The organism is Nonlabens sp. Asnod3-H03 (genome assembly GCF_045063665.1).
Classification (GTDB): domain Bacteria; phylum Bacteroidota; class Bacteroidia; order Flavobacteriales; family Flavobacteriaceae; genus Nonlabens; species Nonlabens ulvanivorans.
In genome coordinates this window covers 190,533-211,577 of sequence record NZ_JBEFOD010000007.1, presented here as the reverse complement: position 1 = coordinate 211,577, position 21,045 = coordinate 190,533, and the positions used below count along the sequence as shown (strand labels likewise).

General features: G+C 34.3%; 23 protein-coding genes. 10 read left to right on the top strand and 13 right to left on the bottom strand.

Annotation, left to right across the window (positions count from 1 at the left end; genetic code table 11):
• Nucleotides 1-88 precede the first annotated feature (88 nt).
• From hutI to ACJJVI_RS02445, 3 genes are read left to right on the top strand one after another with little or no spacing between them, the layout of a single operon-like run.
• Nucleotides 89-1,330, top strand: coding sequence for an imidazolonepropionase (gene hutI, locus ACJJVI_RS02455; protein ID WP_042270039.1), 1,242 nt, complete (start codon nucleotides 89-91; stop codon nucleotides 1,328-1,330).
• 2 nt (nucleotides 1,331-1,332) lie between these two features.
• On the top strand, nucleotides 1,333-1,710 hold the full coding sequence (locus ACJJVI_RS02450) for a VOC family protein (RefSeq protein ID WP_036584345.1): 378 nt from the start codon (nucleotides 1,333-1,335) through the stop codon (nucleotides 1,708-1,710).
• A gap of 11 nt (nucleotides 1,711-1,721) precedes the next feature.
• A complete protein-coding gene (locus ACJJVI_RS02445; RefSeq protein ID WP_405350103.1) occupies nucleotides 1,722-2,732 on the top strand; it encodes a formimidoylglutamase in 1,011 nt (336 codons plus the stop codon).
• An 11-nt stretch (nucleotides 2,733-2,743) separates the two neighbouring features.
• Here the strand turns inward: ACJJVI_RS02445 and ACJJVI_RS02440 are convergent, their stop codons facing one another.
• The gene (locus ACJJVI_RS02440) at nucleotides 2,744-4,552 is read right to left on the bottom strand and encodes a cytochrome-c peroxidase (protein ID WP_405350101.1); all 1,809 of its coding nucleotides are present in this window, start codon (nucleotides 4,550-4,552) and stop codon (nucleotides 2,744-2,746) included.
• Nucleotide 4,553: 1 nt separating this feature from the next.
• A complete protein-coding gene (locus ACJJVI_RS02435; protein ID WP_405350099.1) occupies nucleotides 4,554-6,023 on the bottom strand; it encodes an alkaline phosphatase PhoX in 1,470 nt (489 codons plus the stop codon).
• Nucleotides 6,024-6,344: 321 nt separating this feature from the next.
• Here ACJJVI_RS02435 and ACJJVI_RS02430 point away from each other — a divergent pair, with 321 nt between their 5' ends.
• The 5 genes from ACJJVI_RS02430 to ACJJVI_RS02410 all read left to right on the top strand — a co-directional run bounded on the left by ACJJVI_RS02430 (nucleotide 6,345) and on the right by ACJJVI_RS02410 (nucleotide 10,596).
• The gene (locus ACJJVI_RS02430) at nucleotides 6,345-7,124 is read left to right on the top strand and encodes an MBL fold metallo-hydrolase (RefSeq protein WP_405350097.1); all 780 of its coding nucleotides are present in this window, start codon (nucleotides 6,345-6,347) and stop codon (nucleotides 7,122-7,124) included.
• 83 nt (nucleotides 7,125-7,207) lie between these two features.
• On the top strand, nucleotides 7,208-7,435 hold the full coding sequence (locus ACJJVI_RS02425) for a hypothetical protein (RefSeq protein ID WP_036584357.1): 228 nt from the start codon (nucleotides 7,208-7,210) through the stop codon (nucleotides 7,433-7,435).
• A 260-nt stretch (nucleotides 7,436-7,695) separates the two neighbouring features.
• On the top strand, nucleotides 7,696-8,403 hold the full coding sequence (locus ACJJVI_RS02420; protein WP_042270047.1) for a DUF547 domain-containing protein: 708 nt from the start codon (nucleotides 7,696-7,698) through the stop codon (nucleotides 8,401-8,403).
• A 28-nt stretch (nucleotides 8,404-8,431) separates the two neighbouring features.
• Complete coding sequence (locus tag ACJJVI_RS02415; RefSeq protein WP_036584361.1) at nucleotides 8,432-9,337, top strand: hypothetical protein; 906 nt, start codon at nucleotides 8,432-8,434, stop codon at nucleotides 9,335-9,337.
• 2 nt (nucleotides 9,338-9,339) lie between these two features.
• Nucleotides 9,340-10,596, top strand: a complete 1,257-nt coding sequence (locus ACJJVI_RS02410; RefSeq protein WP_036584364.1) for a BamA/TamA family outer membrane protein — start codon at nucleotides 9,340-9,342, stop codon at nucleotides 10,594-10,596.
• 29 nt (nucleotides 10,597-10,625) lie between these two features.
• On the opposite strand, the gene ACJJVI_RS02405 is transcribed toward ACJJVI_RS02410, so the two are convergent.
• From ACJJVI_RS02405 to ACJJVI_RS02375, 7 genes are all read right to left on the bottom strand, one after another.
• Nucleotides 10,626-11,027, bottom strand: coding sequence for a DUF2306 domain-containing protein (locus ACJJVI_RS02405; protein WP_405350096.1), 402 nt, complete (start codon nucleotides 11,025-11,027; stop codon nucleotides 10,626-10,628).
• Nucleotides 11,028-11,185: 158 nt separating this feature from the next.
• Complete coding sequence (locus ACJJVI_RS02400; protein ID WP_348022385.1) at nucleotides 11,186-13,405, bottom strand: NADP-dependent isocitrate dehydrogenase; 2,220 nt, start codon at nucleotides 13,403-13,405, stop codon at nucleotides 11,186-11,188.
• Between the two features lie 261 nt (nucleotides 13,406-13,666).
• Nucleotides 13,667-14,020, bottom strand: coding sequence for a 50S ribosomal protein L19 (rplS, locus tag ACJJVI_RS02395; RefSeq protein ID WP_036584372.1), 354 nt, complete (start codon nucleotides 14,018-14,020; stop codon nucleotides 13,667-13,669).
• A 138-nt stretch (nucleotides 14,021-14,158) separates the two neighbouring features.
• Nucleotides 14,159-14,518, bottom strand: a complete 360-nt coding sequence (locus ACJJVI_RS02390; RefSeq protein WP_042247636.1) for a T9SS type A sorting domain-containing protein — start codon at nucleotides 14,516-14,518, stop codon at nucleotides 14,159-14,161.
• Nucleotides 14,519-14,569: 51 nt separating this feature from the next.
• Nucleotides 14,570-15,250: a tRNA (guanosine(37)-N1)-methyltransferase TrmD gene (gene trmD / locus ACJJVI_RS02385; RefSeq protein WP_042247634.1), complete on the bottom strand. Its 681-nt coding sequence runs from the start codon at nucleotides 15,248-15,250 to the stop codon at nucleotides 14,570-14,572.
• A gap of 63 nt (nucleotides 15,251-15,313) precedes the next feature.
• Entirely contained in the window at nucleotides 15,314-15,442 is a 129-nt protein-coding gene (locus tag ACJJVI_RS02380; protein WP_262496358.1) for a hypothetical protein, read from the bottom strand.
• Between the two features lies 1 nt (nucleotide 15,443).
• Entirely contained in the window at nucleotides 15,444-15,758 is a 315-nt protein-coding gene (locus ACJJVI_RS02375) for a YbjQ family protein (protein ID WP_036584379.1), read from the bottom strand.
• A 41-nt stretch (nucleotides 15,759-15,799) separates the two neighbouring features.
• Between ACJJVI_RS02375 and ACJJVI_RS02370 the strand changes: the two genes are divergently transcribed.
• Both ACJJVI_RS02370 and ACJJVI_RS02365 read left to right on the top strand, forming a co-directional pair.
• Entirely contained in the window at nucleotides 15,800-16,792 is a 993-nt protein-coding gene (locus tag ACJJVI_RS02370) for a DUF6588 family protein (RefSeq protein ID WP_042247631.1), read from the top strand.
• Nucleotides 16,793-16,990: 198 nt separating this feature from the next.
• A complete protein-coding gene (locus ACJJVI_RS02365; protein ID WP_405350092.1) occupies nucleotides 16,991-17,578 on the top strand; it encodes a hypothetical protein in 588 nt (195 codons plus the stop codon).
• Nucleotides 17,579-17,664: 86 nt separating this feature from the next.
• Here ACJJVI_RS02365 and rplT read toward each other — a convergent pair whose 3' ends face one another.
• The 4 genes from rplT to thrS form a co-directional block, all read right to left on the bottom strand.
• A complete protein-coding gene (gene rplT / locus ACJJVI_RS02360) occupies nucleotides 17,665-18,009 on the bottom strand; it encodes a 50S ribosomal protein L20 (protein WP_006795594.1) in 345 nt (114 codons plus the stop codon).
• 103 nt (nucleotides 18,010-18,112) lie between these two features.
• Entirely contained in the window at nucleotides 18,113-18,310 is a 198-nt protein-coding gene (gene rpmI / locus ACJJVI_RS02355; protein ID WP_036585360.1) for a 50S ribosomal protein L35, read from the bottom strand.
• A 101-nt stretch (nucleotides 18,311-18,411) separates the two neighbouring features.
• Nucleotides 18,412-18,927, bottom strand: coding sequence for a translation initiation factor IF-3 (infC, locus tag ACJJVI_RS02350; RefSeq protein WP_262496364.1), 516 nt, complete (start codon nucleotides 18,925-18,927; stop codon nucleotides 18,412-18,414).
• Between the two features lie 55 nt (nucleotides 18,928-18,982).
• Nucleotides 18,983-20,929 carry a threonine--tRNA ligase gene (gene thrS / locus ACJJVI_RS02345; protein WP_405350089.1) on the bottom strand — a complete coding sequence of 649 codons (1,947 nt, stop codon included), beginning with the start codon at nucleotides 20,927-20,929 and terminating at the stop codon, nucleotides 18,983-18,985.
• Between the last annotated feature and the right edge of the window lie 116 nt (nucleotides 20,930-21,045).

The window sequence follows — 21,045 nt, the reverse complement described above, 5'->3', positions numbered from 1 at the left end:
ACCGAATAATTGTGTTAAGATTTTCTCAAGTTTTACCACCTTTGTACATAGGTTTTAAAGAGCTTATTAAAAATACTATCTTCACACTATGTCTATATTATTTACTTACATCAAAGAATTGGTTCAAGTGCGAGAGCATACTAATGAGCCTTTAAGAGGTACTGCCATGGATGAGCTGCCGTCTATAAAAAATGCATATTTATATGTTGAAGATGGTCGTATTGTAGACTATGGATCGATGGATGATTTGCATCCTCATCCTGCAGAAGAAGTATACAATTGTGAAAATCAAATTATCGCGCCTGGTTATGTGGATTCTCATACACATCTAGTATTTGCTGCGACTCGTGAAAAAGAGTTTGAAGATCGTATTCATGGACTATCTTATGAAGAAATTGCTGCACGTGGTGGTGGCATACTTAACAGCGCTACAAAACTGGCTGATATGAGTGAGGATGAACTTTATTTACAAGCTCAGGATCGTCTCAAGCAATTGATAGCTATGGGAACAACAGCCATAGAAATTAAAAGTGGATATGGCTTAAGTGTGGAAAGTGAGATTAAAATATTGCGTGTCGTAAAAAGGTTGAAAAATGAAAATTATATTCCTATAAAAGCAACGTTTTTAGGAGCTCACGCCATACCTCTGGCATTTAAGGATGATAGAAAAGCATATCTAGATTTGATCGTTAATGAAATGTTACCTGTGATAGGTGAAGAAAATCTAGCTGATTATATCGATGTCTTTTGTGAAAAAAACTACTTTACAGTCGATGAAATGTTGCGAGTCATTGAAGCTGGTAGTGCATATGGATTGAAGGCCAAAGTACATGTGAATCAATTTAATGCGATAGGAGCGATAGACGCTGCTGTTAAAGCTGGTGCGGTAAGTGTAGACCATCTAGAAGTAATGACGACTGCAGATTATGAATCCCTTGCTGATTCAAATACAATCGCGACAGCATTACCTAGCTGTTCTTTTTTCTTAGGACTGGATTATGCACCGGTTAATGAGATGATTGACAAAAATACAGCCGTAGCATTAGCGACAGATTATAACCCAGGTAGTACACCATCTGGGAACATGAATTTTGTGTTTTCTCTTGCATGTATAAAAATGAAAATGACGCCTCAACGTGCATTTAATGCAATGACTGTTAATGCAGCACACGCAATGGGATTACAAGATGAGGTAGGTAGTATCTCTAGAGGTAAAAAAGCTCATTTATTATTTTTTAAAGATATAGATTCGATTGCAGCAGTTCCATACCATTTTGGTCACTCAATTATTGATAGGGTATTAGTAAATGGGCATCACATACAGAATTAAAGATGAATTTAAATCAGGTCACTGTTCCGTCGTTAGATTTAGAAAGATCTATTCCTTTTTATGAAAAGTTAGGATTAAAACTTATTGTTAAGTCTTTACCACATTATGCAAGATTTGAATGTCCAGATGGTAAGTCAACTTTTTCTATTCATCTAACGGATGAATTGCCTAAAGGTGAAGGTATTTATGTTTATTTTGAATGTGAAGACCTTGATCAGAAAGTTGAAGATCTAATTGAATTAGGAATAGAGTTTTACATGAAACCTAAAAACCAACCATGGTTATGGCGAGAAGCTAGATTAAAAGATGTGGACGGTAATTTAATCATTCTTTATTACGCTGGCGATAATAGACTCAATCCACCATGGAGGATTAATTAATAGTAACACTTATGATGACTCACTTTCATTTTTTAACCAGAGAAGAACTTCTATCTTATAACAGTAAAAGAGCTTCTATCGATGATTTTACGGGTGTAGAGCTAGAGGATGATTCAACCACATTTGCGCAAGCTGTAGATTGTTGTACTAGTCTAGCTGAATTAAAACAATCTCCATCAGATTATGTCATTATAGGAATCCCAGAAGATATAGGTGTACGAGCTAACTTAGGTAGGGTAGGAGCCGCACAGGCTTGGGATGCCTTTTTATCTTCATTCCTCAATTTGCAACATCATTCAGATAATGATGCTAATCGTTTTTGTGTTTTAGGCCATGTGATCTTAAATGATTTAATGGATGAGTGTCAATCACTCAATGTAAATAATCACAAAGAAAGAATTCAACTAAGTGAGGCAGTTCAAATCATAGATCAACGCGTCTCAACTATTGTAAAAGAGATAAAAGATCTAGGGAAATTACCTGTCGTAATAGGTGGTGGACACAATAACTGTTACCCTATATTAAAAGCTTTTAATGGTATAGATGTCATTAACATCGATGCACATACCGATTTAAGAGTTGCTAATGGAAGACACAGCGGTAATGGCTTTTCTCATGCATTAGAACACGGTTATTTGCGAAATTATTTTATGATCGGTTTACAAGAGAATTACTTGAGTAAATCGATGCGAGAAATTTTACACGATGATTTGAGACTGTCCTACACAGCATACCAGTATGATTACACTAATATAGCCGAAGATGTACAGCTAGCCATAGATCATATAGATTCTACTAATTATGGTCTTGAAATAGATATGGATGTGGTTGCTAATTTTCCGTCTAGTGCACAATCTCCTATTGGGTTTTCAATAGAAAGATTGCGCAAAACGGTTAAAGAAATACTAGAAGTAAGCGATGAGATGCCTCGATATATCCATGTTTGCGAGGCAGCTCCTATTTACGGTTACCCTAATCAAGTAGGTAAAGCACTTGCTAACTTTGTCAATGATTTACCTTAAATAATTATAAACTAATCGATAAACCGAGCATCAGTAAGCGTCTTCATAAAATTAATGATGTCATCCATCTCTTCTTGTGATAAGTTTAATGGTTCAGTAGGTAGTGTTTGATATTCTTGATCAATAATACCAATTCCATAACCACCACCACGGTTATAAAAATCAACAACTTCTTCTAAAGTTTGATACACACCATTATGCATATATGGAGCTGTTAGTTCAATATTACGTATGGTAGGAGTTTTAAAAAAGTGTTTTCTATTTTCTGTTTTAAAAACGTCATACCTTCCCAAGTCTGGATCGATACGACCATTAGAAATCACGGCTATTTCTGGAACACCTAGATGTTCCATTTCTGTATCCATATAATCTGGTGGCACGGTACCATTAAAAACCGGTGCAAAATGACATGTAGCACATTTTGCTTTACCATTGAAAAGATTGAATCCATTGATCTCTGACACTGTTAAATCATTTTGTTCACCTCTTATGTTTTTATCCCATTTAGAATCCCATTCATTCAGTGATCTTACATAGTCTGCAATGGCCTTTCTGACGGTTTGTTGATTGATAGTTACATTGTAAGCGGTCTTAAATTGATTTACGTAGCTAGAGTCTGTTTCAATGGCTTTTGTGAAACTTTTTAAATCAGAATGAAATTCATTGCTGTTATTGATAACAGATACAATTTGCCCTTCTAAACTACCAGCTCTTTTATCGTAAAAAAAGCCTTGCTGATAAGCACTGTATGTTAATGTAGGGCTATTGCGAGTTAGTCCTTTCGGTTTTGATATGCCATCTGTAAAAGCTAATTGTTCTATATGACAGGTAGCACAGCTTATCGATTTACTAGTAGATAGGTTTGAATCATTAAATAATTGTTTACCTAGTGCTACTTGACTATCGCTTGAGGATAATTGAGTTGTTTTAGCAAAATACTCTAAGGATAAAGTTTCATTAGAAAATAGACTAGCAGCCTCATTTTTAATGGCAAGTTCCATAGGGAAATCCACTTTCCAATCTTTTGCCGTAGCAGTCCATAATTTCAAGAATGGATCGATATGATTAGTAATGAATTCATACCTATTAAAATGATTAAAATCTGTTGACTGTAGAAAGGTTTTGGCCTTTTGAAAATGAGTATGCCAACGATTTTCTAGTGGTGACTCCTTAAATTTTGAGGAGTATAGCGATAGTATTTGTTCGGTTTTCGCAAAAGCGGTAATAGCATCGTCTAAACTATTTTCTAAGACTGGAGAGTCAAAGCCAGTGACACCGGTTGTAGCGGTACGTAGAATTTGTTTACGAACCATCCATAAAATATGGTAGGGTTGATAATAACTTAAATCTGAGTTTTTACTCAGTAATTCTAATCGGGATGCAATGATATTAGATGTTTTGTGAATGGATTCTACATCTAATTGATCTGTGAATATTAACTCTTCAAGTGTTTGAAAACTTTGCGGGTTATTAATTTTAATATCTGTTAGGTCTTCTTCTTCTACTTTAAGAATATTAGGAGCGTTTAAAAAATTATAGTTGTTGATATCATGAAACGACAATATGGGCTCAACTTTTTTAAAGGAGTTTCTAGCTTTTAAGAAATAAAATTCTAGCGAATCTCTGTTTTTTGATACGGACAGTTGTACAGTAAAGAATTTACATTCATTAATGTCATTGATATAAAGATCCTGTAAGGCTTGATTTTGATTAATAGGCTCACTAATACTATAATCCTTATTCTGATTACAAGAGATCAATAAAAAAATAAGACCTGCTATGATACAGGCCTTATTTAAAAACATTTTAATTCCTTTCATATTATCTTTCTAATCCCGAAATTACATACATCATACTACCTTCTTTACGACTAGAAGCTACATCAGATACTGCAGTTGGATCTGTGAAAGCACTACCGTCTGCAGGTTCCCATCCGTGATTTTGAGTCATCACTAAAAAGGTATTGTCCACACCTATAGTTTCTGATATGTCAATCATACCAGTGATTTCCCAAATGCTGTTTTCAGTACCTATTCCTGCAGCAGCTGCGGCTACTTGATCACATTCTAACACTGTTTTCAATTCGCCAGTATTTAAATTGTATTGATATAATCTAGCATAGTGTGTTCTTGCAGCATCATCAAAGTATCCATTAGGATCCTCTTGGATATAAGCATAGTTTTCTGTTACTAAAATGTTGTCTGGACTATGGAAACCCCATGCTTTTCCACCTTGCTTATCACCATCTAATACACAAGTGATTTTTGCAGGACCTGTAGGGTCATTTTCATTAAGTTCTACTTTATAAATTCTACCATAAAGAGATCCTTTACCTACTAGATCAGCTTTAAGGCGTCCTGTAACTGCAAAATATATTTCTCTTTGATTATCATCGCTACCTCTTCTCCAGTCGATGTCTTCTAATCTAGAGAATCCCATAACGCCTTTCTGTTTAGCTTCAGCGTCAAGTAAATCGATATTTCTTTGATTCAGTTCTACAAACTCTGCATCATAAGTTTGCCCTTCTACCATGTCTACTTCAAAGTTGATTCCAGCGGTATTTACTTTTAATCCATAAAGTTTACCACTATATAAATCACCACGATCACCTACATACATACCAAGTTGGCCTGATGGAGTGCTGTTATCTGAATGATCATCACCTATAAAAACTACTGTTTTATCATCATAAGCATCCTTTCCTATAGCGACAGCATTTTCTGTACTCCATTGTCCCATTGCTGTAAGAATCTCTGGAGTAGTACGAGAAGAACTAGGCTTGAAAGGTTCAGTAACAAAAACACCTTTTGATGCGCCACCCCATTCACCACCAGATAAATATAACGGGCCAAAACCATGCTCTTCTGGTGTAATTAAAGAACCTGAACATTGTGCTGTAGCGGCAGTGGCATTTGAATTGAGAATATATTCTCCTGCAACAGGCTTAAACGTTTTATCTAATGTGATACGAGCGATTGAATAATCTGCTTCAATGTTATTAATCAACATAAAATTATCATCTTGTTGATTGTACATTAATCCAGCTCCGTCTGCCATTGATCCATAGATAAAATTAGGAGTGTCTGGTAATTGATCTGCACTAGAGAGAATAGGATAGACATCTACATTACTAAAAGAAGATGTTGTCTTAAGAAAGTTAGGTGTTGTGGAGTGAGATTGTAACACAATATCCTTTCCTTGAGCACCATTTGTTGCGTTGTCATCATCATTATTACAGCTTACTAATAAGGTTAATAACGAGGCAGAAAAGAGTAAATATTTTGTTTTCATTAGTTATGATTTTTTAGTTGCGGCAAAAGTAAAAGTCCCATCCAGCAATTTTTAAAAATCAAAATCAATGAATCTTTAAGCATTTGTAATCTATATGGATCTGCTCGTTACTCAAAGGTTAAGAGTTTTAATTAAATGTTTATTATACTGTTTAATTAATTCATAACCAATGAGCTAAAAGATGTGTTTATATTTTAACTAAAGGTTAAAATTTTGCTAGCTTTATTTAATCTGTCTTAAATTGATTGTGATAAATCCATCTTAATTGGTTGGTAATAGATATCGCTTTCGCGAAATTTGAATCTTAAAACAATTGTATTTATGAAGAATATTATACTATCAATCAGTCTTATTGCTTTACTAACAGGCTGTAAAAACGAAACCACCAAAGAAGTAAAATCAAAAGTGCAAAATGAGGTTGCTTCTATTGATAGTTATCAACCTAAAATAGAAATAATGCCGATTTCTCATGCGACCTTTGCGATGAAATGGGACGATAAAGTATTTTATATTGATCCAGTAGGAGGAATAGAAGCTTTTCAAAACATGCCAAAAGAAGATGTCATTCTAATAACAGATATACATGGTGATCATCTCAATTTAGAATCATTAAATGGAATAAGAAGTGAAGGGTCTTTATTAATCGTGCCTGAAGCCGTTAATGAAAAAATAAAAGAAGATCAAAGTGATGCTGAGGTGATACATAATAATCAATCTACAAGTTTCGACGGTTTTAAAGTGACCGCAATACCTATGTATAACCTCACAGAAGAACGTCTTAAGTTTCATGAAAAAGGAAGAGGTAACGGATATGTGATTGAAAAAAATGATTATAAAGTGTACATATCTGGTGATACAGAAGATATTCCTGAGATGAGAGCGCTTCAAGGAATTGATAAAGCCTTTGTTTGTATGAATTTACCATATACTATGACGGTAGAAAGTGCAGCTGATGCTGTACTTGACTTTGCCCCAGTTGAGGTTTATCCTTATCACTATAGAGGAACTGAAGGTAAATCTGATGTGATTAAGTTTAAAGAATTAGTGAATACAGGAAATAGCGATATACAAGTGAATCAATTGGAGTGGTATCCAAACTAATTTTGTTTAATTTATTAATAAATTAGTTAAACATTAACAAGCGTTTTACAGGTAACTATTTAATTTTAAACAAATTAAATAGCATGAAAAACAAAGCAATACGTTGGGTGATTTTTACCACTGCATTTTTAGTCCTAGTAACGATTTTATCATCTTATAATGTAACTTTCAAGTGGATATTTTCATTAGTAGTATTAGGTCAGGCATCTTTAATAATATCTGTTTATTTGGTGCTGAGAGATGAATATTCTACAACTCTAACTTTTAAAGATGGTTATCAAGATCATCACTTAGAGAAGGATATAGAATAAAAATTAACATTAATTGATATGAGCGACCCAATCGGGTCGCTTTTTTTATGCTCTTCAATTATAAAAATCATACCGTGATACTTTAGTTAACAGTTTGAAACTTTATTGAAATCTTAGACGTATAAGTTTGTCATCTCAAATCGGGATAAATGTCACATTGCTATCGGGAATAATATAACACCTATTAGGCACTATCATAAAATTACAAGCCTAAACCGCGATTTACATTTGTCATATAAATATTTAATAATAAATCTGTTATGAAAAAAATACTCACCATACTATTCTTCATTAGTCTAACAATATCTGCCACAAGTAAAGGGAATGATAATTTTTATAATGAGGCTAACATGTTTTTGCACACTCATGTAAAAAATGGTTTAGTTGATTATGAATCAATATCAAAAGAGCCATCTCAACTAAATAAATTGATAGGTATGATTGAAGTCGCACAAGTTGAGCAATCAAATTCTTTAGATTATCAAGCCTTTTATATTAATGCTTATAACCTATATGTTATAAAAGGTATTGTAGATGATAAATTATCGTCACCACTAGACAAGAAAGGTTTTTTTGATTCTATAAAACACAAGGTAGCAGGAGAGTCTTTGACATTGAATGATATAGAAAATAAAAAGCTTAGAGCCGTATTTCATGATGCACGTTTTCACTTTGTATTAGTATGCGGTGCCCTAGGTTGCCCACCTTTAATCAATCAGTCATATCGTCCAGCTACATTAGAAAAGCAACTAGAAGAACAAACTATTAATGCTTTAAATGACGATCATTTTATACAAATTAAGAAAAATAGAGTAGCAGTATCACAAATCTTTGAATGGTATCAAGAAGACTTTACAGCTTCAGGAAAAAGCATACTAGAATTTATATCCAAATACAGGAAACAAGCTCTTCCAGAAAACGCCAAACTTTCTTTTTATACCTATAACTGGAAAGTAAATAAACAATAATTAATCAAACATAAAAGTATCTATATCCATGAAATCAATCCATCAAATTTTTGTTCTAATAGCCTTAATATTAGGATTATCAACTTCGGCACAAGAGAATATGAATGATGAGCCTAAAGGTTCGGTTATTCAAACATTAACACCTTCAAAATTAATAGGTAAAGGGCAATACGATATTAAGTGGTTCAATAATTTATATACTCAAACTAGAAGTACATTTTCTAATGGAAGAGAAGATAGACAAACTTTCTTTACATCAACCTTAGAAGCTTATACCGGTATTGGTGAAAATAAAAGATGGAATATAGGATTGATTCTAGAAGCACGTAGTAACGTGGTTGCTGACAGGTCTGCTCTAGACGTTTTTTCATTTGATGGTGAATATGCTACCGCTCGTTCTGGTCTTACATCTATCGCACCATCAGTGAAATTTGTACCTTTTTCAAAGGTTAATAATTTCTCGATACAAAGTTCACTTTTTATCCCTTTAGTTGATAATGAGTCAGAAGATTTTGATGCTATTAATAATAATAACGGTGTCTTTCTAGATCAAAATGGTTTTACCTGGCAAAATAGATTTTTCTATGATTACACTTTTGACGGTAACAAATGGCAAATCTTCGGTGAACTTAATTCTGAACTCAACTTTGGTGATGAAGATAAGAGCTTTGCCAATAATAGTTTAAATCTTACTCCTGGTGTGTTTTTAAGTTATTTTCCATCTTCTAAGTTTACCGTACTTGCACTGGCGCAACATTCACAGCGTATTGATTTAGGGAATAACTTTACTCAAGATTTTACCGCCATAGGGACTGGAGTTAAGTATCAACTGACAGATGAACTTAATATAGAATCCTTATACACCAATTTTATAAGAGGTAATGATACAGGACTAGGGCAAACCTTTAATATAGGTCTGCGATTTGTAAAGTAAATATGAGGACACAACTAACCACCATTTTTTTATTTTTTATTATCGCGCCCTATGCTTTATCACAAGTGATCAGCGAGATTGTTATTCAGGATAATAAAAGGACTAAAACAGGCTATATTACATCATTAATTGATCTTAAAGTAGGGCAATCATTAGATAGCCTTACCCTTAAGAGTGATGTCTTGCGCCTTAAACGAGAAGCAGGAATTGCCCATGCATATTATCAAGTTCATCTAACTGATCAAGGATATAAAATAGTGTATGGCGTAGAAGAAAATTTCACCATCATACCATCTTTTAATTTTTATACCACAAATGATGATGAAGTGGCTTATCGTATCGGTATTGCAGAATTTAATGCTTTAGGGCGCGGTATCTCTATAGGTGGTCATTATTTAAGAGATATCTATGATTCTTATGGAGCAGGAATACGAGCACCGTATCTATTTAATAAGCATATAGGTCTAGCTGTTAATTATCAAAACTTGACAACTGAAGAGCCTGTGTTTTTTAATGAAGGAACTGCTTTATATAGGTATAATAATAATTCTATTGAGCTTTCTGGTCTTTACCAATTCAACCTAAAAAATAGAGTAGAATTAGGTTTTAGTTTATTTACAGAGAAATATGATTATAAATCTGGTACTATCAGTAATCAAGCACCATTAAACCTCGATGTTGATAAGCATTTATTAAAATTTATCTACGAATATAATGGTGTTGATTTTTATTATCAGTACAGTGAAGGTTTTAGAAATGTGTTCAACGCACAATATGTAGAAAGTACCAATAGAACACTACCTAGTTTTTTAATCGTTAGAAATGATTTAACTTATTTCAAAAGAATAAAGAAACGAGGAAATTGGGCTACTAGATTAACACTAGGTCTGGCTACAAATGATGAGTCACCATTTGCACCATTTGCGGTGGATAATAATTTAAATGTGCGTGGTGTTGGAAATTTAATCGATCGTGGTACAGGATCTGTTGTCATAAATACAGAATACAGACATAGTATAATTGATAAGGAATGGTTTGTATTGCAAGGAAACGCCTTTATAGATGCCGGGACATGGCGCAATCCAGGAGGTTCTTTTAGAGATTTTACTAATTCCAATAATGTACGTGTCTATCCGGGATTAGGAGTGCGTTTTATGCATAAGCGTATTTTTAATGCGATACTACGTATTGATTACGGAGTAGGCATTACACCAGGATCAACTCAAGGATTCGTTTTTGGAATAGGTCAGTATTTTTAATGACGCTTTCGCGAAAGCGATTTAAAAAATCATCCAAAAAATACACCATGCAGGTATCTGCCAGGCACTAATGTAAAACCACCTGCAATCATGATAGCGCCTACATAGAGCATGATCATTTTAATTTTGTGTTTACGTACGTTACCCTTTTTTATAGCTATAAGAGCTGTAGGAATAGAGTAAAGCGTTAAGAAACTGAAAAGATGAATCCATCCAAAATGATTTAACAACTGTGGTCCTACCAATGCTGGTAAGAACAGAGAAGCGATCGCAGTAATCATCATTAAGGTCATGTAAATTTTACCTAATACTTTATGAAGTGAATTCCCTTTTCTAAAAAAAAGTAAGTATGCTCCTAAAAATATACAAGGTACAACGGTACCCAAATGTAGGTACATCAATAAATTATAAGAATTACTATATAATAACATGAGATTAATTTTAATAAAGATAAACAGCGATATCAAAATCTGACATTTCAAGATACTCAACTGTTAGTTTTTAACTCTCAAATGTGTATTTATAGAAAATAAAAAAGTCCTGATTGAAACAATCAGGACTTTTATTTTTTTAGATAAGTATATATAAATTATCCAATAATCGAATTAAGTGTAGCACTAGGGCGCATTGCTTTTTCTTCTTTTACCGGATCTGCTTTGTAATATCCTCCTATGTCCATAGGTTCACCTTGAACGGCAATCAATTCTTCATTTATCTTAGTCTCATTGTCAGAAAGTGATTTTGCAAGTGTTGCAAATTCAGTTGCTAACTCTGCATCTTTAGATTGTCCTGCAAGTTCCTGTGCCCAGTACAAGGCTAGGTAATAGTGAGAACCACGATTATCTAATTCATTTACCTTACGAGATGGAGACTTACGGTTTAATAAGAATTTCTCAGTGGCAGCATCTAAAGCATCTGCAATAATTTGAGCCTTTTGATTGTCGTATTTTACAGCAAAATGCTCTAAGGATACGGCAAGAGCAAGAAACTCACCTAAAGAATCCCATCTTAAGTGGTTTTCTTGTTCAAATTGTTGAACGTGCTTTGGAGCACTTCCACCAGCACCAGTTTCAAATAATCCACCACCATTCATTAACGGCACTATAGATAACATTTTTGCACTTGTTCCTACTTCTAGGATAGGGAAGAGGTCGGTATTATAATCACGTAAAACATTACCAGTTACTGAGATAGTGTCTTCACCATCTTTCATACGACGCAATGTGCGTTCTGTTGCTTCAACAGGTGATGCTATAGAAATGTCTAGTCCTGTAGTATCATGATCTTTTAAGTACTGATGCACCTTTTCAATAATCTGTGCGTCATGAGCACGATTTTCATCTAACCAGAATATTGCTGGCGTTTGGCTTGCACGAGCACGAGTTACCGCTAGCTTTACCCAATCTTGGATAGGAGCATCTTTAGTCTGACATGCTCTCCAAATATCTCCAGCCTCTACTTCATGTTCTAGATAAACAGTTCCGTCTGCATCTACAACTTGTACTGTTCCACCAAATCCAATTTCAAAAGTTTTATCATGTGAACCATATTCCTCTGCCTTTTGAGCCATAAGACCTACATTAGGTACAGTTCCCATAGTTTTAGGGTCAAAGGCTCCATTTTCCTTACAGAAATCTATGGTAGCTGCATATATTCCAGCATAAGAACTGTCTGGGATAACTGCTTTTGTGTCTTGAGATTCTCCGTCTTTATTCCACATCTGACCAGAATTTCTAATCATCGCAGGCATAGAAGCGTCAATAATAACATCACTAGGTACATGAAGGTTAGTAATACCATGATCACTATTCACCATAGCTAGAGATGGTCTGTATTCTAATACTTTACGGATTTCATCTTGAATTTCTTCTCTTTCTAGTTCTGGCAATTCATGCAGTTTGCTTAATAAATCCCCAAAACCATTATTTACATCCACACCTAGTTTATTGAAAACAGTTGAGTACTTATCAAATAATGGTTTAAAGAACACTTCTACTGCATGACCAAAAATGATTGGGTCAGAAACCTTCATCATAGTGGCCTTCATGTGCAAGGAGAAAAGTACATCTTTCTCTAAGGCGTCATCAATTTGTTCTTCTAAAAATTCTAATAATCCAGCCTTACTCATGTAAGTTGCATCTAGAATTTCACCTTTCAATAAGGCAAGGTCTTTTTTAAGTATATGAGTTCTGTCAGCTTTATCAATAAGTTGAATAGTTACAGAAGTATCTTTACTTGCTGTAAAACTTTTCTCATTATGGGCAAAGTCACCATGTTGCATCGTTGATACATGAGATTTTGAATCTTTACTCCATGCACCCATGCTATGTGGATTGTTACGAGCATACATCTTTACAGGTTTAGGAGCTCTACGATCAGAGTTTCCTTCTCTTAGTACTGGATTAACAGCACTACCTTTTATTTTATCGTAACGTTGTTTAAAATCTTTTTCTTCATCTGTTTGTGGATCTTCTGGGTAATCTGGAAGATTGTATCCTTTTGCTTGTAATTCTGCAATGGCATCGTTGAGCTGTGGTACGGATGCACTAATGTTAGGCAGTTTAATAACATTTGCTTCTGGTTGCTTTACTAGTTCTCCCAGTTCTGAAAGTGCATTTTCTTCTTGCTGACTTGTTTCTAAACGATCTGCAAAAACAGCAAGGATACGCGCAGCTAGAGAAATGTCCTTAGTCTCTATGTTAATTCCTGCAGGCGCAATGAATTTTTTTACAATAGGTAAAAAAGAAGCTGTAGCAAGTGCTGGTGCCTCATCAGTTTTAGTGTAAATTATAGTAGGAGTCTTGGACATTTATTATGAATTTTAATTAGTATTATAATCTCAAATTATCTTATTTGAGTAGTCTAGCAAATATAATATTTAACAGGCTTATTTAAAACCTAAATTATCATAAGCTTAGTAGTTTAAATAGAGCTTATGGATGTATTGAATGATTGATTTTGCAATTGTAGATGAAAAGGGTTGAAACCTCACTGTCAGATTTAAAAATATGATATAAAAAAAAGCTGTCCATAGGACAGCTTTTCTCTAATATAATTAAGATCTAGTAGATTATTTTCTACGAGCTTCTTTGATACGTGCTTTTTTACCAGTAAGCTCACGGAAGTAATAGATACGTTTTCTACGCACAGCTCCGGCTTTGTTTAATTCAATTTTCTGAATCGCTGGAAGGTTGATAGGGAAGATACGTTCTACACCTATGTTACCACTCATTTTTCTAATTGTAAAAGTTTTTGTAGCACCTGTTCCTCTTACTTGGATTACAACTCCACGGAAAAACTGTGTACGGCTTTTTTCACCTTCTTTAATTTCATAGTACACTGTGATTGTATCACCAGCACTAAATTTAGGGAAATCTTTCTTTTCAATGAATTCGTCTTGTACGAATTTTACTAAATGTTCCATGTTGAATGGGAATTAATTTGTTTAAGTAAAGAGTAACATTCACGAAGATCGTCAGAGGTTAATTTTTACGAGCTGCAAAAATACAAACTTCTTTTACTGTTACAAAAATTTTTGAAGAAAATAATCGAATACTTCTGGTTACTGTATGATCAGTTTTTTTACGGTACTCTGTGTGTCACTTTGTATACGTAGGAAGTAGATTCCAGCTGCTAATTTAGACACATCAAAATCGATAACCTGTTTATTTAAACCACTTTTTGCATTATAAACTTGCTCTCCTAAGGAATTAATAATTGTAATGCCTATACTTTTAGTATCTGTTTGGTTTACTCTCAACTTGAGTACTCCATTTTTTACAGGATTAGTTAAAAGTGTAAACTCATCCTCTATATCTATACGAGATGAATTGGAAACAATAATATCATTTACAGGAGCCGCTGCTGTAAATACAGGACTAGTAAAAGCTATTAAGAATATAAAAAGTAAAAATTGTTTCATGTTTGTCTACATATTAGAGTAAATCTACGACATTTTATCAAATATTAAACGTTAAATATCGCTTAAAAGATCCGGTCGTCTATCCTTAGTTCGTTGTATGGCTTGGTCTTCTCTCCATTGATCTATTGCTGGTAAATTACCACTCAATAGAATTTCAGGAACTTTGTGGCCTTTATATTCTGCAGGTCTAGTATAAACCGGTGGTGCAAGAAGGCCATCTTGAAAACTATCAGTCAATGCACTAGTCTCATCACTAATCACGCCAGGAATTAATCTTATGATAGAATCACATAAAACAGCAGCTCCTAATTCACCGCCGCTTAATACATAATCACCTATTGAAATCTCTTTTGTAATAAACATATCCCGCACTCTCTGGTCTATACCTTTATAGTGCCCACAAATAATCATTAGATTTTCTTTGAGAGAAATGTGATTTGCAATTCCTTGATTTAAAGTCTCACCATCAGGTGTCATATATATGACTTCATCATAGTCACGTTCACTTTTAAGATCTGTAATTATTTTATCTAATGGCTCAACCATCATCACCATACCAGCGCCACCACCATATTGATAGTCATCAACCTGATTATATTTGTTGAGGCCATATTTTCTTAAATCGTGCATATGCACTTCAACAAGACCTTTTTCAATGGCTCTCTTGAGAATAGAAGCTTCAAAAGGACTCTTAATTAATTCTGGTAAAACGGTAATAATATCTATGCGCACAGTAGCAAGTTTTAAAATGCAAAAATAGGTTTATTAAGTGATTGCTCTCTATACTAATTAATATTACCAGTCACGTTCTTCAAAACCTTCATTTCCCTTCTTCTCAATTCTTTTAATGATTAAGTAGATTATAATCCCAATACAGGCTGCGATTCCTATTAAATAAAGTAAAATTATAAATAGAGCCGCCATCTTATTTTAGTTTAACTGCAGTGCCATAAGCAAGAATTTCACTCGCACCTTGCATCACCATCGATGATGTAAGTCTTACGTTGATAATTGCATCTGCGCCCAGTCTTCTAGCATCATCTACCATTCGCTGCATGGCCTGATCTCTACTATGTGCTTGTAATTTTGTGTACTCATCAATTTCTCCGCCTACTAGATTTTTTAGACCTGCAAAAATATCACTTCCTACATTTCTGGCTCTAACAGTGCTGCCTCTAGCGACTCCTAGTATCGCTTCTATTTCTTTTCCAGGTATAAAATCAGTTGTTGAAACTATCATAATTTGTTTTTATTTATTTTCACGGGCTTATTATCAGCCTTATGAAATTTAAAGTTACTATTCTTTGTTGTGTTTTCGCTTTCGCGAAAGCGGAATTTTCCAATTCTCAAAATAACGAACTGGGAGAAGTGCTTACCGATATGTTACTCATATCTGATAGATATGTGCAACCAGCAGCAGAGGCATCTGTGATGCAATCTAGTGCTGGTTGGTATTATAGTGCTAATACTTTAAGTAAATATAAGGTTACTGTTGCGTTACATGCCAATGCATTAGTTTTTCCATCAAGTAAGAAAAGTTTTGAAATCAATAATGATGAATTATTGAATTTAACGATACGAGGTGACGAGTCCACGACTATACCTACTACATTAGGTGGTGAACAACGCACATTCTTTGATTTTACTATAGATGGTGAGGAGTACGAATTTCAGGCTTTTGAAGGTATCGATACGGGATTTCTAGCATATCCATTCTTACAGGTAGGAGTAGGGTTGTGGCAAGAAACAGAGCTTCTGTTAAGATATTCACCTAATATAAAAATAGATAAATCTGATTATGCAATTTATGGAATTGGAGTAAAACATAATTTATCACAATATTTATTCAAGGGTGATCGTCCTGTTGAGCTGGCGTTTTTAACCAGTTATTCTTTATTTGATTTAAATCTATCATTCAATCCATATGAATTACGATCTGATGATAATTCTCCACCATTAGCAGTAATTGATGGATCTTTAGTTGATGCTCATGCTATATTATTTCAATTAATAGGTAGTAAAGATTATAACAATTGGACCTTTAGTTCTGGTGTTGCTTATAATCGTAGCTGGATAGATTATGAGTTAAGTGGAGATGACGGTTTTTTTCTACAGACCTTGAACGATGTTCTCAGTGTACTAAGTGAAACGCAGCATAGCTATAAAGTGGATTTAGGTGCAACCTATCATTTTAATAATTGGGATTTGAGTACTCAATTAAGTGCTGGTAATTTCATCAATTTAAATATAGGTGGTGTTTATCATATTCAATAAATGAATTTTTTAAAAAGTGCAGCTTATTTTAAGATTTTTGTAGTAAAAGAGGTTGATTGCGTTAATATTGTAGCATATTTTGTTAAAGGAAACATGTTTTTTGTATAAATCTTAATTTAATAGTTTTCATTGGTTTCATATTCAAATTTATCTTTGTGTTATAAAAATTAAGTATAACTAATATAAAGATTTAGACCAATGAAGAAGAGAATTTTAAGTACAATAGCTGTAGCAGGATTATTATCATTAAACGCGGTAAATGCTCAAACCTACGAGCCATTGCCGGGCGTTAATAAAGGAACAATTACTAATGTTAACGGTATCGCAGATGATTTAAAAAATGAAGGTATCGTAGGAGTAGGAAGTTGGTCAAGCTTCAATACCTTGTCTAATCATATGTATCTCTTAGAAGGAGCTAATCTAAAGCAAACTAAGATGTTAGTTTCAAAAATGGAAACTAATATCATGATGTTAGATGATACTATTCCATCTTGGGTAGATACGGAAGAGATACGAGAAGATGTTGCAGATGTTCAAAAAGAGTTTAAGGAGCTTATCGCTACTAAAACAGATAATGATGAATATATGGAGGATCTGGAAGAATTGACTGAACAATATGAAGACTTGAGAGAAGAGCTTAAAGAAGTAACCAAGGAATATATTGAAACTTTAGATGAAGCAAATGAAGAGCGTAAGGATCAATTAGAAAAAGGTAATTATGAAAAAGCTCAAGAAAAATATCAGAAAGAGATTCAGGAATTAAATAATATTTCTGAAAATAAATAGAGGTATAGATACTAGAGTTTTAAATAAAAAAAAATCCCATCATTACTGATGGGATTTTTTATTTGCGAGAGGTTGTTAAACCTAATTTATTTTACTTTGTTTACAACAGCTTCAAAAGCTTCTGGGTGATTCATTGCTAAGTCAGCAAGAACTTTACGATTTAACTCGATATCATTCTTCTTAACAGCTCCCATAAACTGTGAGTAGCTCATTCCATGCATACGTGCACCAGCGTTGATACGCGTGATCCATAAGGCACGGAAAGTTCTTTTCTTATTTCTTCTATCACGGTAAGAGTAAGACATTGCCTTCTCTACTGCGTTTTTTGCTACTGTCCATACGTTTTTACGACGTCCGAAGTAACCTTTTGCTTGTTTAAGCACTCTTTTTCTGCGAGCTCTGCTCGCTACTCTGTTTTTAGCTCTAGGCATAATTTTAATTTTTTAGTAGGAGGCGATTCATAAAGAATTCTTGATAAGCCTTTCTACTGGGTTTGTTATTAATTAATAAACCATCAAGGTTTACAACAAGGTCTTATTTAAGACGTAATTGTAACTTGATATTGTTTTCATCTGCTTTGTGCACAAGTCCATCGTGCGTTAAAGCTAGTTTACGCTTCTTACTTTTCTTAGTAAGGATGTGACTCTTAAAAGCGTGTTTTCTTTTGATCTTACCAGTACCAGTAAGCTTGAAACGCTTCTTAGCACTAGATTTAGTTTTCATTTTAGGCATAATTTCCTTTTTTAATTCTCGCATTCTCAGCCCGAAAGCTGTTTAAATAAAACAGCCCTCATTTTGAGGACTGCAAAAATAGTATTTTTATTGATATCTACCTACTTTTTCTTAGGCGCAAGAAACATATTCATGCGTTTTCCTTCTAGTTTCGGCATTTGCTCAACTTTACCTAGTTCTTCTAGGTCACGAGCAAGTCTTAATAATAGAATCTCTCCTTGATCTTTATAGATAATAGAACGACCTTTAAAGAATACATATGCTTTTAATTTTGCTCCTTCTTTAAGGAATTTTTCAGCATGTTTTCTTTTAAACTCGTAATCGTGATCATCCGTATTAGGTCCAAAACGGATTTCTTTGATGACTACTTTAGAGGCATTTGCCTTCATCACTTTTTCACGTTTCTTCTGCTCATAGACAAACTTTTTGTAGTCCATGATTTTTGCTACCGGCGGATCTGCTTTAGGTGAAATTTCTACAAGATCTAACTCCATTTCACGAGCTTTTGCAAGCGCGTCTCTAGTGTCTAGAACTTGTGGTTCAACTCCTTCACCTACAAGGCGTACTTTTCTAGCGCGTATTTTTTCATTAATCGCGTGCTTGTCTTCTTTGATAATACGAGCCGGTCCGCGGCTTCTGCGTCTTCTTATTGCTATGGCTATATAATTTTAATTAAACTTCAAATGTTTTTATTGTCGAGGCGATTTCATCTTTAATATACTGGCTAAACGCTTCAACCGTCATATTTCCTAAATCATCTCCTCCATGTTTACGTACAGAAATTGTGCCGTCTTTTTCTTCTTGTTCTCCTACTATGAGCATGTAAGGCAATTTATTCATCTCTGCCTCACGTATTTTTTTACCCATGGTCTCGGCACGATTATCCATCGTTGTGCGAATTTCGTTAATTTCTAGCAAATTAGCCACCTGTTTAGCATAATTTTCATATTTCTCGCTGAGAGACAGAATAGTACACTGCTCTGGCATCAACCACAATGGGAAGTTACCGCCAGTATGTTCTAATAAAATTGCTATAAAACGTTCCATACTACCAAATGGAGCTCTATGGATCATTACAGGTCTATGTGATTCATTATCAGCGCCTTTGTACCATAGGTCAAAGCGTTCTGGTAAATTATAATCTACTTGAATAGTTCCTAATTGCCAGCTGCGACCTAGAGCATCCTTAACCATAAAGTCTAGTTTAGGACCGTAAAAGGCAGCTTCGCCTTCTTCTATCACATAGTTTAGACCTTTATCTTTTGCAGCACTGATAATTGCATTTTCTGCAATTTCCCAATTTTTAGTATCACCTATATATTTTTCTGGTTTTTTAGGATCACGAACACTTACTTGTGCAGTAAAATTTTCAAATCCTAGTGAACCAAATACATAGAGAACTAAATCGATAACGGCTTTAAACTCCTTATCTAGCTGTTCTGGCATACAAAAAATGTGTGCGTCATCTTGTGTAAAACCTCTCACGCGTGTTAGTCCGTGTAGTTCACCACTTTGCTCATAACGATATACGGTACCGAATTCTGCAAAACGTTTTGGTAAATCTCTATAAGACCATTGTGAACTTTTATAGATCTCACAGTGATGTGGACAGTTCATAGGTTTTAATAAAAACTCTTCATCATCATTAGGCGTTTTTATAGGTTGAAAAGAGTCTGCACCATACTTTTCATAGTGACCAGAAGTGACATATAGTTCTTTAGAACCTATGTGGGGACTGATTACCATTTCATAACCAGCTTTTTTCTGAGCTTTCTTTAAGAAGTCTTCTAATCGCTCACGTAATGCAGCACCTTTTGGTAACCACAATGGCAACCCTTGACCTACACGTTGAGAAAAAGTAAAAAGTTGTAACTCTTTACCTAATTTTCTATGGTCTCTTTTTTTAGCCTCTTCTAGTAATTCTAGGTACTCCTTAAGGTCTTTCTGTTTAGGGAAAGAGGTACCATACATACGAGTAAGTTGTGGGTTTTTTTCATCACCACGCCAGTATGCACCAGCAATACTCATAATTTTCACAGCTTTTATAATCCCTGTATTAGGAATATGACCACCACGACATAAATCTGTGAAAGTGTCATGATCACAGAAGGTAATCTCACCATCTGTTAAGTTTTCAATAAGCTCTACCTTATAAGGATTGTTTTGATCCTTATAAAATTGAAGAGCATCTGCCTTACTAACACTGCGCATGGTAAACTCATGTTTGCCACGTGCTATTTCAAGCATTCGCGCTTCTATCTTTGGAATATCACTTTCAGATATGGAATGCTCTTTAAAGTCTATGTCATAATAAAACCCATTATCTATAGCAGGTCCTATTGTTAAACTTACACCTGGAAACAACTCTTCAATAGCTTGAGCCATGATATGAGATGTTGAGTGCCAGAAAGCTTCTTTTCCTTCTGGATTGTTGAAGGTAAAGAGCACTAAACTACCATCTTCTGTAAGTGGTGTTTTAGTCTCTACTTTAATTCCGTTAAAACTAGCGCTTATTACATTGCGAGCAAGTCCTTGTGATATGCTCATCGCGACATCCATAGGTGTGGTGCCGTTTTCCATTTCTTTTATACTACCGTCTGGTAAAGTAATTTTAATCATAACTACAAAATATGAACTTGCAAAGTTAATCGCTTTATAGGAATGACAATATTATTTTGATGTCATTTAGCGCCTATTTTTGTAGATTCTTCTAATTTAAAAACAGTATTAAGGCT

Bases quoted from the DNA above. Each gene is read 5' to 3' on its own strand.
- hutI (WP_042270039.1), top strand. From the start codon at position 89: ATGTCTATATTATTTACTTACATCAAAGAATTGGTTCAAGTGCGAGAG.
- ACJJVI_RS02450 (WP_036584345.1), top strand. From the start codon at position 1,333: ATGAATTTAAATCAGGTCACTGTTCCGTCGTTAGATTTAGAAAGATCT.
- ACJJVI_RS02445 (WP_405350103.1), top strand. From the start codon at position 1,722: ATGATGACTCACTTTCATTTTTTAACCAGAGAAGAACTTCTATCTTAT.
- ACJJVI_RS02440 (WP_405350101.1), bottom strand. From the start codon at position 4,552: ATGAAAGGAATTAAAATGTTTTTAAATAAGGCCTGTATCATAGCAGGT.
- ACJJVI_RS02435 (WP_405350099.1), bottom strand. From the start codon at position 6,023: ATGAAAACAAAATATTTACTCTTTTCTGCCTCGTTATTAACCTTATTA.
- ACJJVI_RS02430 (WP_405350097.1), top strand. From the start codon at position 6,345: ATGAAGAATATTATACTATCAATCAGTCTTATTGCTTTACTAACAGGC.
- ACJJVI_RS02425 (WP_036584357.1), top strand. From the start codon at position 7,208: ATGAAAAACAAAGCAATACGTTGGGTGATTTTTACCACTGCATTTTTA.
- ACJJVI_RS02420 (WP_042270047.1), top strand. From the start codon at position 7,696: ATGAAAAAAATACTCACCATACTATTCTTCATTAGTCTAACAATATCT.
- ACJJVI_RS02415 (WP_036584361.1), top strand. From the start codon at position 8,432: ATGAAATCAATCCATCAAATTTTTGTTCTAATAGCCTTAATATTAGGA.
- ACJJVI_RS02410 (WP_036584364.1), top strand. From the start codon at position 9,340: ATGAGGACACAACTAACCACCATTTTTTTATTTTTTATTATCGCGCCC.
- ACJJVI_RS02405 (WP_405350096.1), bottom strand. From the start codon at position 11,027: ATGTTATTATATAGTAATTCTTATAATTTATTGATGTACCTACATTTG.
- ACJJVI_RS02400 (WP_348022385.1), bottom strand. From the start codon at position 13,405: ATGTCCAAGACTCCTACTATAATTTACACTAAAACTGATGAGGCACCA.
- rplS (WP_036584372.1), bottom strand. From the start codon at position 14,020: ATGGAACATTTAGTAAAATTCGTACAAGACGAATTCATTGAAAAGAAA.
- ACJJVI_RS02390 (WP_042247636.1), bottom strand. From the start codon at position 14,518: ATGAAACAATTTTTACTTTTTATATTCTTAATAGCTTTTACTAGTCCT.
- ACJJVI_RS02380 (WP_262496358.1), bottom strand. From the start codon at position 15,442: ATGGCGGCTCTATTTATAATTTTACTTTATTTAATAGGAATCGCAGCC.
- ACJJVI_RS02375 (WP_036584379.1), bottom strand. From the start codon at position 15,758: ATGATAGTTTCAACAACTGATTTTATACCTGGAAAAGAAATAGAAGCG.
- ACJJVI_RS02370 (WP_042247631.1), top strand. From the start codon at position 15,800: ATGAAATTTAAAGTTACTATTCTTTGTTGTGTTTTCGCTTTCGCGAAA.
- ACJJVI_RS02365 (WP_405350092.1), top strand. From the start codon at position 16,991: ATGAAGAAGAGAATTTTAAGTACAATAGCTGTAGCAGGATTATTATCA.
- rplT (WP_006795594.1), bottom strand. From the start codon at position 18,009: ATGCCTAGAGCTAAAAACAGAGTAGCGAGCAGAGCTCGCAGAAAAAGA.
- rpmI (WP_036585360.1), bottom strand. From the start codon at position 18,310: ATGCCTAAAATGAAAACTAAATCTAGTGCTAAGAAGCGTTTCAAGCTT.
- thrS (WP_405350089.1), bottom strand. From the start codon at position 20,929: ATGATTAAAATTACTTTACCAGACGGTAGTATAAAAGAAATGGAAAAC.